A 12,343-nucleotide genomic window follows, 5' to 3' on the forward strand; every position below is an offset into this window, starting at 1 on the left:
CAGTTCTTCGCCAACACCACGTCCTCCGGACGGGAGACGAACCGCGAGCGGTGCGGGTCGACGGTGAGGGGGCATGCGGCGGCCTCATGCGGGGCCCTCGCCCGGCGGGCAGGTCCCGGCGGCGCTGTCGCCCTCATGATCTAGAGTGCCTGCACCGGACAACTGATCGTCCGGTACTCACAGACATACTTCAGGGGTGGGACATGACTCTGCGCAAGCGCAGACTCCCGGCCGCGCGGCGCGTGGTGACCGTCCTCACGACCGCCGGCGCGGCGCTCGCGAGCACGCTGTTCACGGCTCCGGGCGCGCACGCGGCCGACAGCGACATCACGTTCTCGAACGTGGTCATCAACAAGGGCAAGCCGATCGTCCTGGGCACCGGCGCGCAGATCGAGGTGCCGCTGACCTACACGGTGAAGACGAAGGCCAAGCTGGACGACTGGTGGGTCTCGGTCTACCGGGGCACCCTCGACGGCAGCGAGACCGTGCTGGCCAGCGGCTGGATCCAGTGGAACTGCCGACAGTCCGCAGCGGGCGGCTACACCTACTACGACTGCGACGAGTCCCTCCAGGTCGACCCCGACCAGCTCACCGGCAGCAAGAAGCTCGTCAACAGTGATGCCACCATCTGGAAGACCTCCGGCACGGCAATCAAGATCGGCGGCAGCTACGACACCGACCTGCTCTCCTACACCACCCGCCTCAAGCGCGCCTCGGTCATCGCGAGCGCCGACGCGAGCCCCGAGCCGGTCACCAAGGGCAAGCCGATCACCGTCAAGGGCACCCTGAAGCGCGCCAACTGGAACACGCACCGCTACGACCTGTACGGCGCGCAGAAGGTCACCCTCCAGTTCAAGGCCGCGGGCACCACGACGTACACCAACGTCAAGACCATCTCGACCACGTCCGCGGGCGCCCTGCAGACGACGGTCACCGCCGTCAAGGACGGCACCTGGCGCTGGTACTACGCCGGGAACTCCGTCACGGGCGCGTACGCCACGAGCGGCGACTACGTCGACGTGCGCTGACGGGCAAACAGCACGTTCAGCGGGTCTGCGCGGTGCGACCCTGCGCGGTCAGCGCCGCGATGACCTCTTCCTGGTGCATGTCCATGCGCAACGGCCCCGGGGCCCGCCCAGGGAGGCGGTCCCACTGATCCCGTTCCGTGTCCGGGAGCACCGGCCACACACCGTATCCATCGCATGATCGTCACTCACCGGCCCATGACCCGCGCGCGTCAGGGGTCGGTGAGAGGACCGGCCGCGTCAGGAGCCGTCGCACGCCGCGGCTTTCCGGCCTGCCTGACGAGCGAACAGACGGGGAAGTGGTGAGCGCCGAACGCGCTTCACGCGGGCGGCAGCCCCGGAATCACCTGACCGTCACAGGAGCTGTGCGATCGCTCGGGCCGCGTCACGGGCTGGGCGGCCGACGCCGATGAGGGTGGCCGACGCCGGACCGGTCCAGTCGCCGTAGCCGAGCAGGTGCAGCCTCGGCTCGCCCAGTGCGCGCGTGCCGTCGGTGGGGATGTGTCCCCGCGGCCCGCGCAGATCCAGCGCGGCGAGATGGGCGAGAGCCGGGCGGAAGCCGGTGCACCAGACGATCGCGTCCGCGCCGCTCTGGCTGCCGTCAGCCCACTGGACGCCTTCGGCGGTGAGTCGGGTGAACGTCGGCTTCGCGGTCAAGTCCGGCGTCGCGGGCGGCGCGGACGGGCGGCACGGCGACGATGTCGCCGAGCGAAGCCACCCCGCCGGTGTCGCTGCGGTCGGCCTCGAGGGCGCGGCGGCGGGCGGTGGCGACGTCGAACAGGGCGCGGCCGTCGATGTCGTCAGGCAGGAAGCGGGGCGGCCGCTGGGTCACCCACGTCACCTCGCCCCGTCCGTCCAGGGCGAGGTCGGCGGCGATCTGGGCGCCGGAGTTCCCGCCGCCGACCACCATGACGCGCTGCCCGGCGAAGTCGTCCGGAGAGCGATAGTTCACCGTGTGCAGCTGCCGTCCGGTGAAGACGTTCCGGCCTTGGACGGCGGGGAGGAAGGGCCGCGACCAGGTGCCGGTGGCACTGATGACTGCCTTCGCCCGCCAGGCGCCGGTGTCCGCCTCGACCAGGAGCCGGCCCGCGTCGCGGCGTACGGCGTCCACGCGGGTGCCGTGCTGGACGGGCAGGTCGTAACGCTTTTCGTAGTCGGTGAGATAGTCCGCCACGTGCCCGGCGCCCGGGTACGTCTCGCCGGGCTGAGCGGGCATGAGCCGGCCGGGCAGCGAGGAGTGCTCGGCCGGGGAGAACAGGTGCAGGGAGTCCCACATGTGCTGCCAGGACCCGCCCGGCGCCGTGCTGGCGTCCAGGATCACGAAGTCGAGGCCCTGGCGGCGCAGGTGGTAACCGGCGGCGAGCCCTGCCTGGCCGCCGCCGACCACCACCACATCCGTGTGCTGTGTCACGGGGCCGTCGTCACCGTGTCGGGGGCGAACTTCCTTCGCCAGGCGAGTGCGACGTAGACCAGGCCGATCAGCACCGGGACTTCGATGAGCGGGCCGACGACACCGGACAGCGCCTGCCCGCTCGTGACGCCGAAGGTGGCGATGGCAACCGCGATGGCCAGCTCGAAGTTGTTGCCGGCGGCGGTGAAGGCGAGGGTGGTGGTGCGGTCGTAGGCGAGGCCCAGGCCCTTGCCGAGGAGGAAGGTGCCGAAGAACATGACCGCGAAGTAGACCAGCAGCGGCAGCGCGATCCGGGCGACGTCCAGCGGCTGCGAGGTGATGGTCTTGCCCTGCAGGGCGAAGAGGATGACGATCGTGAACAGCAGTCCGTACAGCGCCCACGGTCCGATCCTCGGCAGGAAACGCTGCTCGTAGCCTTCGCGGCCCATCTTCTTCTCCCCGACCCGGCGGGTCAGGAAGCCGCCCAGCAGCGGGACGCCGAGGAAGATGACCACGTTCAGCGCGATCTCCCACATGGAGATGTCCAGGTTCTCGCCGTCTCCCAGGCCCAGCCAGCCGGGCAGCAGGTCGAGGTAGAACCAGCCCAGCAGGCCGAACGCGAGGACCTGGAACACGGAGTTGAGGGCCACCAGCACAGCCGCGGCCTCACGGTCGCCGCAGGCAAGGTCGTTCCAGATGATCACCATGGCGATGCAGCGGGCCAGGCCGACGATGATCAATCCCGTGCGGTACTCGGGCAGGTCCGGCAGGAAGATCCACGCCAGCGCGAACATCACCGCAGGACCGAGAATCCAGTTGATGACCAGCGAGGAGATCATCAGCTTCCGGTCGCCGGTGACAGCGTCCAGCTTGTCGTAGCGGACCTTCGCCAGGACCGGGTACATCATCACGAGCAGGCCGAGCGCGATCGGCAGGGAGATCCCGCCGATCTCCACCTTCGCCAGCGCGTCGTTCAGGCCGGGAATCACCCGCCCGAGCCCGAGGCCGACGGCCATGGCGATGAGGATCCACACCGCGAGGTAGCGGTCGAGGGTGGAGAGCCTCTTGACGATCGATTCATCCCCGGCCGGGCCGGTGCCTTCGGTGGAGGCGGTGGTGGGCTCGGTGGAGGTCACGGGCAGGCCCTCTTGTTCTCCGTGGCGGTACGGGCGGAGGCGGCCAGCTCGGCGAACTGCTCGGACAGGCCGGCCAAGACCTCGGGCTTGAGCTTGTAGTAGGTGAAGCGCCCGCAGGGCTCGGTCTCCACGATCCCGGCCTCGCGCAGCACCTTGAGGTGGTTGGACAGGTTGGTCTGCTTGGCTCCGGTCTCCTCGACCAGGTGCGTCGTGCAGAGCGTCTCGCGCGCCAGCAGGTTGACGATCTGAAGGCGGAGCGGATCGCCCAGCACCCGGATCACATCAGGATCGACTGAAGTCAGCATGCGCTGATACTGTCACATCACCTCTCGCTGATACCAGCGAGGGCTGAAGTCATTGGCGGCTGAGTTCCGCCATGCGACGAGAGAGAACGATCACCATGGCAGACAAGCCGTCCGTCCTGTTCGTCTGCGTCCACAACGCCGGCCGCTCCCAGATGGCCGCCGCGTGGCTGACCCACCTGGCCGGGGACCGCGTCGAGGTCCGCTCCGCCGGTTCCGACCCCGGCGATCAGGTGAACCCGGCCGCCGTCGAGGCCATGGCCGAAGTGGGCATCGACATCTCCCAGGAGACGCCGAAGGTTCTCACCATCGACGCGGTCCGCGAGTCGGACGTCTGCATCACCATGGGCTGCGGCGACACCTGCCCCGTCTTCCCCGGCAAACGCTACCTGGACTGGAAGCTGGAGGACCCGGCCGGCCAGGGCGTCGAGGCCGTCCGCCCGATCCGCGACGAGATCAAGACCCTCGTCGAGGGCCTGATCGCCGAGATCGCCCCCGCGGAGCCCGAAGCGACGGCGTGAGCGACATGCGCGACGTCGTCGCCGTCGGCTCCGGCCCGCCGGATACACCGCCGCCCTCTACGCCGCCCGCGCCCAGCTGAAGCGCCTGCTGTTCGGCAGCTCCGTCTTCGTCGGCGGCTCAATGACCACGACGACCGAGGTCGAGGCCTTCCCCGGCTGCCCCGACGGCGCCGACGGCCCGGTCCTGATGGAGAACATGCGGGCTCAGGCCGAACGCCTCGGCGCCGAGATGATCGGCGACGACACGTGGCCGCCGACCTCACCGGCGACATCAAGCTCCTCACCGACTCGGTGGGCACGGGTGCACCGCGCGAAGACGGATCATCGCGACCGGCTCCGGCTACCGCAAGCTCGGCCCGCCGAACGAGGAAGCGCTGTACGGCCGCGGGGTGTCCTGGTGCGCGGCCTGCGACGAGTGCTTCTTCCGTGACCGCGACCGCGACATCGTCGTGGTGGGCGGCGGCGGCACCGCCATGAAGGAAGCCACCTTCCGCACCCGCTTCGCCCACCCGGTCACCGTCGTCCACCGCCGCTCCACCCTGCGCGCCTCCAAGGTCATGCAGGACTGGGCCTTGGCCCGCGACGCAATCTCCTTCGCCTTCGGCAGCGAGAGCGCCGAGATCAAGGAGACCAGCGGCATGCTCGGCGAAGCCGTCCTGCGCGACGTCTTCACCGGCGCCACCCGCCACCTGCGCCACCCGGATGTGACAGGGCTGGTCATCCCCATCGGCCACGACCCCCGCACCGAGCTGTTCACCGGCCGGCTCGACCTCGATGGCGAGGGCTACATGAAGGCCGCCCTCCCGACGACCCGTACGAGCCTGCCCGGAGTGTTCGCCACCGGTGACGTCGTCGACCACACCTACCGCCAGGTCATCGCAGCCGCCGGCACCGGCGCGGCCGCGGCCCTGGACGCCGAGCGCTGCCTCGCCGCCCGCGCCGCAGCAGAGACCGACCCGGCGACCGCTGCCGTCCCGGCCTGAGCGGCACCCAGGCGGGGCCGTCCGCGAACTCCGGGCCGCCCGCCACTGTCGTTCTCGCCGCAGCCGTCACCGAAGAGCTGGAGGCGTCCTCGGGGCAGGCAACGTCAGCAGGTTCATCCGGGACCTCGTGGCGCATGGCGGCCGGGCTGCGGCGGAGTGCGGGTCACGCCCGTCATCCCGCGGAGCCCCGGCGGACCCGCGGTCCCCCGTCGCGGTGGGCGGCCCGGCGGCCCGCCGCCCGCCGGGCCGCCCGTCGGGTCCGGAGCAGGTCAGCCGCACTTGCCGGCCGGCTTGGTCCGGGTGACCACATCGCTGACGCCGGTGGTCGCGTCGAGCCACAGCACCTGGGTGCCCGCGGCCGCCGCAGCCGACAGCTGCTCACCCCGGTTGCAGGAGACCCGGCCGCGGCGCGGTGTCCCGTCGTCGACCGCTGCCGGGAACTGCCACAGCTTGGCCAGGTACTCGTTGCGCATCTCGGGGACCGGTGTGCGGGCCTCCATCGTGACCGCCTCACGTGAGGCCGTCAGATCCCGGACGTTCAGGGCCGCGGGGCCGGTCTCCGGGCTGAGGTCCATGACGCCGGAGCCGTCGAGCGCGGCGCGGCGCAGGGCTGTCGTACCGTTCTGGTCGATCTCGTCCAGCAGCCAGTAGACGTGCTCGCCGGTGATCGCCGTCGGGCCCAGACCGGCCCCCGGTGCGGCCTGGTGGACCACCGTGCTCTCGCCGGTCGCGACGTCCACGATCCGGGTCGCGTGCTCGTACGTGCTCCCGGTCACCCGGCGTCGGGTCTGGTAGGCCACCTTGCCGTCGCTCAGGGACGGGAAGAACGCCTGGCTGTAGGTGCCCCCGCCGAGCGACACCCTGTTCGCCGGATCCTTCAGGCTCAGGTACGTCACCCCCCGGCGCCCGCCGTGATTGTGGTGCTCGAACGTCACGACGTCGCCGTCGACGTGCACCGAGGAGCCCACGTTCCGGCCGGACCACAGCTTGCTCACCGGGCCGCCCGCCAGCGGCCGGGCCAGCACCTCCACGGGGCCGGAGCCGTACGCCACCCACACCACGGTCGTGCCGTCCGTCGCCGGATTCACGTGGTAGCGGCCGTCGTTGGGGCTCATCAGCTTCAGCCGGCCCTTGCCGTCGGTGTGTCCGGCCCACACGGAGTACGGCTCGGACCCGTCCTCGTTCGACTGGGAGGCCGCCCACCAGCCGCCGCCCGCGCCCAGACGCGAGTCGTAGGTGTTGACGCGTTCGAGCAGGACGTCGGAGTCGATGCCGAGGGCCAGCTCCCAGTTCGGCACGATGCCATGGGCGTTGAAGGCCCGCCTGACAGCCGTCAGGTCCCGCCCCGCGACGTCCAGGTCCTTGGCCGCCGCGAGCACCGCGGCCCGCCCCTCGGTGAAGCCGTCGAGCGGGGTGAGGTACTCGGTGAGCGCCTTGTAGACGATCCGGTCGGCCAGTTCGGGGCCGAGGTCCTGGCGGACGTCCCACAGCGCACCGGCGAAGATGGTGGAGTTGAGGTGGACGCCGCCGTTGTCGGTGCCGAAGCCCACGCCGAGGAACGACGCGGTGGTGGTCCGCCCGTCGTCGAGGTCGCGGAAGGCGCACTCGCGCGGGGACTTGGTGCGGCACAGCGCCTCGCCCACGAGCCCCGAGTCCGGACTGTCCATGGGGATGCCGAGCACGTCCGTCTCGACGGCGTTGCCGAAGTAGTCCGCGATCGCCTCGTTCAGGGCGCCGGACTGGCCGGCGTAGACGAGGTCGGCGGTGTGCTCGACGACTCCGTGCGTCATCTCGTGGCCGACGACGTCCAGTGCGGCGGCGAGCGGACGGTACTCGGCGTCGCCGGAGCCGTAGACCATCTTGCTGCCGTCCCAGAAGGCGTTGACGTAGGGCTGCCCGTAGTCGGTGACCCCGACGAGGGAATCGACCGTCATGCCCCGCCCGTCCAGGCTGTCCCGGCCGTGCCTGTCCTTGAAGTGGTCGTGGACCCGCCCGGCGGCCCAGTGCGCGTCCACCGCTCCCGCCTCGGTCGCCTCGGCGCCGAAGGCCGGGGTCGGCGAGCCGAACTCCTGAAGCGTCTCGGGCCACGTCCCGGCCCACTGGCTGGCCCACTTGCCGCGCGCGTCCCAGGTGGCGATGACGTTGCCGGTGTCCTCCGGGTGACGGGAGCGGTCGCGCAGCAGGTAGGCGCCGCGCCCTTCGTCGCGGGTGACGTCCAGGGCGACGGTCGTGCCGTCCAGTTTCACGCCCGAGCCGGCCTCGGCGGCGGCTGGGTCGGAGGCGAGGCGGCGTGCGCCCCGCGCGCCGTCGGCCGACCGCATCCCGTCGGCCGCCTTCGGGGCGCCGAACGTCTTGATACCGCTGTACTGGAGGACCGGATAGCCGGCCCGCGCGTCGATGTAGACCTCGCGCAGCACCGGCTCACCGAGGGCCGGGTCGTCGCCGCGGACGGTGACGTGCCGGGTGAGCACGCCCGTACCGCTGGGCAGGACGACCAGGCCGTGGGAGGTACCGGTGAGCGGCGCCGCCGACTCGTCCCGCTCGCCTGCCTCGTACCCGGCGAACCGCTCGCGTCCCAGGTCGTCCAGGACGGCGTCGACCGCCCGCTCCACGGCGAGCGCGTCGCCGACCTCGGCCGCGGTGTCCGTGCGCAGCCCGGTGAAGTACTTGCCGGACGTGCCGGTGACGACCCGTGAGCCGTCCGCCGCCTTCTCCATGCGGACGACGTACTCGCCGCCGAGGACCGGCACGCCCCGATGCCTCTGCCGCAGCCGCACGGTCTCCTGCCCGCCGTCGGCGACGGTCCCGGCGGACTCCAGGTCCCGGCCGGCGTTCGCGATCCGGTACGTGTCGCGCTGTGCGGCGAGGTACGCGCGGGCCGCGCCCGCGGCGTCATCCGCCGCCGGAGCCGGCTCCCGGATGCCCTCCACCAGGGCGGGCGTCTGCGTCCGCTGTCCGGGGACCACCTCTCCCGGACTCGGCGGCGGTGCCGCCTCGGCCGCCGTCGCGGCGGCGGGGACCACCGGGACGACGAGTGCGGCGACGCCGATCAGCGCCGCCGCACCCGATATGCCGGCTCTTCGTGCTCCGGGCCACCCCGCCCGTCTCGCCGAACTCGCTCTGGACCGACTCACAGTTCCCCCCAATTCCCGAAGGTCGAGCCGGCGGAGGCCACCGCCGGGCGGAGCAATGAAACCCACGACGCGCCGAGTCATCAACGGTGCGGGGGTTTCCACGGATCAGTTCCGGCCCCCAGGGGGGTGACGGAAACCTCCCGGAGCGCGTGCGCTCCGAGGACATGCCCGAAGGGACCGAGAGCCATGGGGCGGGGCCTCCTCCCCGTACGACCCGGCGGGTTCGGGGAGGTACTTCTCGTACCTCGCCTTCGAGCTGGGGCTGTAGCGGCCGTCCTGAGGCCACCGAGGGCGGCACCACCCTCCGTGCAGGACGAGCCGGGTGCCGGTGACCTCGACGCGGCGGACTGTCCCTTCGGGAGCCGTCCGCGGAACACAGAGCGTCGCGGAAACGCCGAGCAGCTTCCCGGCGATCGCGACCGCCAAGCCGTGATGGCCACCGGACGCGGCCACGATGTACTGGTCAAACGGCACGAAGAGCATCACGTTGAGGGCGCCGCGCAGTTCGGACGAGCGGCAGCAGGGCCGTCAGCGGACAGGTGACCAGGGGTGGCGTGGACGGAGTGATGAGCTGCGAACCGGCGTAGCGGGCCGCGCCGTCGCTCTGGGGGTCGACTGCGGCGGGGCGCTTCGGGGTGGCTTCACAGACCCCTGAAGTGTCAGTATCCAGACTTCCGTCGCTGCCCCAGGGGTGCGCCGACGCTCTGTGCGCTGTGTCTGAGTGCCTGCACGGCGGCGAGCTTGCGCTCGGCCCACCCTGGCGCCTCGAGGCCGTCGGCCAACTGGCGCGCGATGATCCGCGACGGGCGCAACTCGGCGTCGGCGTTCGGCCAACTCCCCTGTACAGCGGGCCGCTGGCTGGCATGCTCGTTCAGGGGAAGGAGCGCCATGGACCACGAGCAGAACGATTCAGTGCATGAGGTAACCAAACAGCAGCAACCGCAGCAATACCAGGGAGATGGCGCGCCTGCACAAGGGGTGCCCGATGCGTGGGTCGGTATTACGTTAGGAATGACCGCAGCGCCCTTCCTGCAAGCGATCGCCTCCCACTTCGGTGACCGGCTTGCTGGGGCCGTTGATGAGGCGACGCGAAGCGCTGTGCGCCGGTTCCTCCACCGTGAAGCACGCCGGGACAGGCCGGGCGCGAGTGACCTGTCGAGCGTCATTTTGACTGCCGAGAACGGGTGGAGTGTCGCGGTGCCCGTGGATGTGCCGGTCGAAGGGCTGAGGCAACTGGCGGTGCTGCTGGCCGCTGCACCACCGCCCGTATCCAACCCGCTGTATCCCCGCGTGGAGTGGCGAGACACAGCGTGGTGGTTGGTGTGTGTCGATGGGGAGCACGGTGTGGTGTCGTACGCGTGGGACATGGCGGATGGTGGCTGGCTCTCCGGTCCCTAGCCGCCGCCTGTTGAGCAGCGGCATACGCGCCTCCGGCCATTGCCAGCCCGGCATGCAGCTGCACCCTCGACTCAAGCCGTCTCAGCGGTGGCGCGAGCAGTACGCGCGACGGCCCCGGTCGGCGGGAGCGCCCGGCCGTGGCCGTGACGTGTGCGTGGCCACGAAGGGCGGTCGTCTACGTGGCGAAAGCGGTGGGGGCGGGCCGACGTGAAGGGCGGTCGACCGCACCAGTTCGTCGTCCACGTCCGGGACAGCCCGGAGGCGCCGGCCGACGCGAGCGAACTGGACGTGTTCGCCGCCTTGGAAGGCCGGCGGTTCCGGGCGCCGTGGCGTGCTTGGAGTGCGGTATCGACATCGCCCTTGGCCCCCTCACCTAAGCGGTGCTGTTCGGACAACCTGGGCCCGATCTGATCCGCCCGCAACTGCGTGGTTCCGGTGCGGCCGGGCCAGGGCCGACCCGTCAGGGGGTGCCCTCCTGGGTCACGCCGATGTGGGTCCAGTCTCCGAACTGCCCAGCAGGGAAGTCCTTCAGATGCACTGGACCACTCCCCCACCGCCAGGCGGATCGTTCCGATCGCGCCCGACTCGAACCGCATCACGGTGACGCTGGAGCCTGTGCGCTCCTCCCACTGAGCGCGAAGAGCCGGCAGAACGAACACCGAATCCAGGCGCGACAAACTCAACCAGGAGCAGCTGGAGGCACTGCGGGACCTGGACATGGAGTGGGCGTGAGCTCACTCAGCGGGCATTCATTTCGGGCGTCGGTCACGTCCCTTGGGGCGGCGTCGCCGGAGAGTAAGGAGGCAGGCCAGCATTCCGAGGCCCCAGGCGATGAGAAGGGCACCCCACAGCGGCATGGTCACCTCTGGGATGAGGAGGCGGATCTTGACGCTCGTACGGTTCTCGAAAATGAAGACCAGAGCGATCGCGGTGATCAGAACGAACGGCGCGAGCCGGCGGACGCCGGGGCGGGAAAGGAACGGGGTGTGCGCCTTGTGATCTGTGCTGGTCTGAGCCATGGGCTGCCTCTCACTCGTTGTGGCCCCATGTCCAGCGTCCTCTCCCAGCACGAGGCGCGCGACTGATGAGACCGCGGCTGGTGGGCGTGACGGGGCTGGCGCTGGTGCGCATCGCGCGCATTGAGTGCGTGCGCGCCATCGCAGGCCGTCACCGCGCCACACGCACCGCCGCATATCGCGGTGCGCGCCGTCGCCCCTGCCACACCGCGCCAGGCGCCTGTCGCGCGGCCGCGCTTCCTGTCACACCCCCTTGGTCACGGTCTGATCGGCGGCCGGGACGGGCTGTGTCAACGCAAAACGTGCCGGGTGGCGAACCCGGTAAAGAGCGGAATGTGGGCCGAGCCGAACCTGGTCAAGGGGTTGCTGGCCCCTCGCCGCGGTGGGAAACTCCGGGCGCTCCGGTGAGCCGTCTGCCCGCCATCGGCTGTCGGATGGTGGTCATCCGGCGCTGACGTCGCTCGCGGGGAAGCGGCTGATATAGCGGTGGGCCAGGCCGCGAGGGCGTCCTGGTAGTCGTAGCCGATGCTCGCTGTTCCCAGGGATACTCAGCGCGTACCTGTCCGCGGGGCAGCGCTGGCGCGGATGGCGGAGATGACCGTGTGCGCCCAGTCGGTGGGGTCGGGGTTGTCCAGCAGGGCCGCCAGACGGGTGAGGTGCGTGGCGCGTTCGTTCGTTGGCAGGGTCAGCGCGGCACGCAGGGTGTCCACCAGGTCGCGCGGGTGCAGGGGGTCCGTCAACAGGGCTGCGGTGCCCAAGTACTGGGCGATTACCGCGTGGCGGGAGAGGATCAGGACACCGGGGCGGCGAGTGGCGTGGCGGGTGGTGATGTATTCCTGGGCGGTGATGTTCATGCCGTCGGCCAACGAGGCCACCCAGAACACGTCGGCTGCGAGGTAGTGGTCGACGACTTCGGGGAAGTCGAGGTTGCGGGGGATGTAGTCGACAGGCTGCGTCCTTCGTGCCCCATCGGTGGTTGATGCGGGTGATGGCGCGTTCGAGTGCGGTGCGGGTCGTGTCGTAGGCGTGGATGCCGGGTTCGGGCGGGGGGCAGATCAGGCGGTAGCGGACCTGTTGCCGGAGTGCGGGCTCCTCGGTGAGGAGGGTGTCCAGCGCGCGGATCTTGTGGACGGGGGCCTTGGCGTAGTCGAGGCGTTCCACGGAGAGCACCACTTGGGGCCCTTCGTCCTGGGGGTGCGGTAGGGCGGTATCCCGGGCGCGGGCAAGGTGGGCGACGGCGCGGCGGTCGATGCCCAGGGGGTGCACGCCGATGTGCGGGGCGGGCACCGCGGTGCCGGCGAGGAGTCGGCGGAAATTGTCGGCGCAGTCGGGGGTGTGGAAGCCGGCCCAGTCCAGTCGGGCGAGGGAGTTGCGCAGCTGGTCAGCTGCCGGGATGCGCCGGAAGACGTCGGGGTGGGGGAAGGGGGTGTGGTGGAAG

8 protein-coding genes and 3 pseudogenes are annotated in these 12,343 nt (G+C 70.8%); 4 read left to right on the forward strand and 7 right to left on the reverse strand.

Translation table 11 applies throughout. The annotated features are described in order from the left end of the window. Positions 1–203 precede the first annotated feature (203 nt). Positions 204–1,028: a hypothetical protein gene (locus CCN42_RS23890; RefSeq protein WP_245877439.1), complete on the forward strand. Its 825-nt coding sequence runs from the start codon at positions 204–206 to the stop codon at positions 1,026–1,028. 351 nt (positions 1,029–1,379) lie between these two features. Here CCN42_RS23890 and CCN42_RS23895 read toward each other — a convergent pair. The 3 genes and pseudogenes from CCN42_RS23895 to CCN42_RS23905 all read right to left on the reverse strand — a co-directional run bounded on the left by CCN42_RS23895 (position 1,380) and on the right by CCN42_RS23905 (position 3,856). Beyond that, a pseudogene (locus CCN42_RS23895) lies at positions 1,380–2,436 on the reverse strand (ArsO family NAD(P)H-dependent flavin-containing monooxygenase). Continuing rightward, entirely contained in the window at positions 2,433–3,551 is a 1,119-nt protein-coding gene (arsB, locus tag CCN42_RS23900) for an ACR3 family arsenite efflux transporter (RefSeq protein WP_086738688.1), read from the reverse strand. The pseudogene CCN42_RS23895 and the gene arsB overlap by 4 nt, the downstream one beginning before the upstream one ends. Then, a complete protein-coding gene (locus CCN42_RS23905; RefSeq protein ID WP_086738689.1) occupies positions 3,548–3,856 on the reverse strand; it encodes an ArsR/SmtB family transcription factor in 309 nt (102 codons plus the stop codon). Before CCN42_RS23905 ends, arsB begins: the two co-directional genes overlap by 4 nt. Positions 3,857–3,951: 95 nt before the next feature. On the opposite strand from CCN42_RS23905, the gene CCN42_RS23910 reads away from it, so the two are divergent. Together CCN42_RS23910 and CCN42_RS23915 are read left to right on the forward strand one after the other, a co-directional pair. Then, a complete protein-coding gene (locus tag CCN42_RS23910) occupies positions 3,952–4,374 on the forward strand; it encodes an arsenate reductase ArsC (RefSeq protein ID WP_086738691.1) in 423 nt (140 codons plus the stop codon). A 314-nt stretch (positions 4,375–4,688) separates the two neighbouring features. Then, a pseudogene (locus CCN42_RS23915) lies at positions 4,689–5,357 on the forward strand (NAD(P)/FAD-dependent oxidoreductase); the annotation flags it as partial. 269 nt (positions 5,358–5,626) lie between these two features. On the opposite strand, the gene CCN42_RS23920 reads toward CCN42_RS23915, so the two are convergent. Together CCN42_RS23920 and CCN42_RS46195 are read right to left on the reverse strand one after the other, a co-directional pair. Next, positions 5,627–8,380, reverse strand: coding sequence for a M4 family metallopeptidase (locus CCN42_RS23920; RefSeq protein ID WP_245877440.1), 2,754 nt, complete (start codon positions 8,378–8,380; stop codon positions 5,627–5,629). A 216-nt stretch (positions 8,381–8,596) separates the two neighbouring features. Next, on the reverse strand, positions 8,597–8,995 hold the full coding sequence (locus CCN42_RS46195; RefSeq protein ID WP_422641185.1) for a pyridoxal-phosphate dependent enzyme: 399 nt from the start codon (positions 8,993–8,995) through the stop codon (positions 8,597–8,599). A 384-nt stretch (positions 8,996–9,379) separates the two neighbouring features. Between CCN42_RS46195 and CCN42_RS23935 the strand changes: the two genes are divergently transcribed. Beyond that, on the forward strand, positions 9,380–9,889 hold the full coding sequence (locus CCN42_RS23935; protein WP_086738699.1) for a hypothetical protein: 510 nt from the start codon (positions 9,380–9,382) through the stop codon (positions 9,887–9,889). A 749-nt stretch (positions 9,890–10,638) separates the two neighbouring features. Here the strand turns inward: CCN42_RS23935 and CCN42_RS23940 are convergent. Together CCN42_RS23940 and CCN42_RS46200 are read right to left on the reverse strand one after the other, a co-directional pair. After that, entirely contained in the window at positions 10,639–10,908 is a 270-nt protein-coding gene (locus CCN42_RS23940) for a hypothetical protein (protein WP_086738701.1), read from the reverse strand. Positions 10,909–11,453: 545 nt separating this feature from the next. Further along, positions 11,454–12,300: pseudogene (locus tag CCN42_RS46200) on the reverse strand (trehalose-6-phosphate synthase). Positions 12,301–12,343: the final 43 nt, after the last annotated feature.

The organism is Streptomyces glaucescens (assembly GCF_002154375.1).
Taxonomy (GTDB): domain Bacteria; phylum Actinomycetota; class Actinomycetes; order Streptomycetales; family Streptomycetaceae; genus Streptomyces; species Streptomyces glaucescens.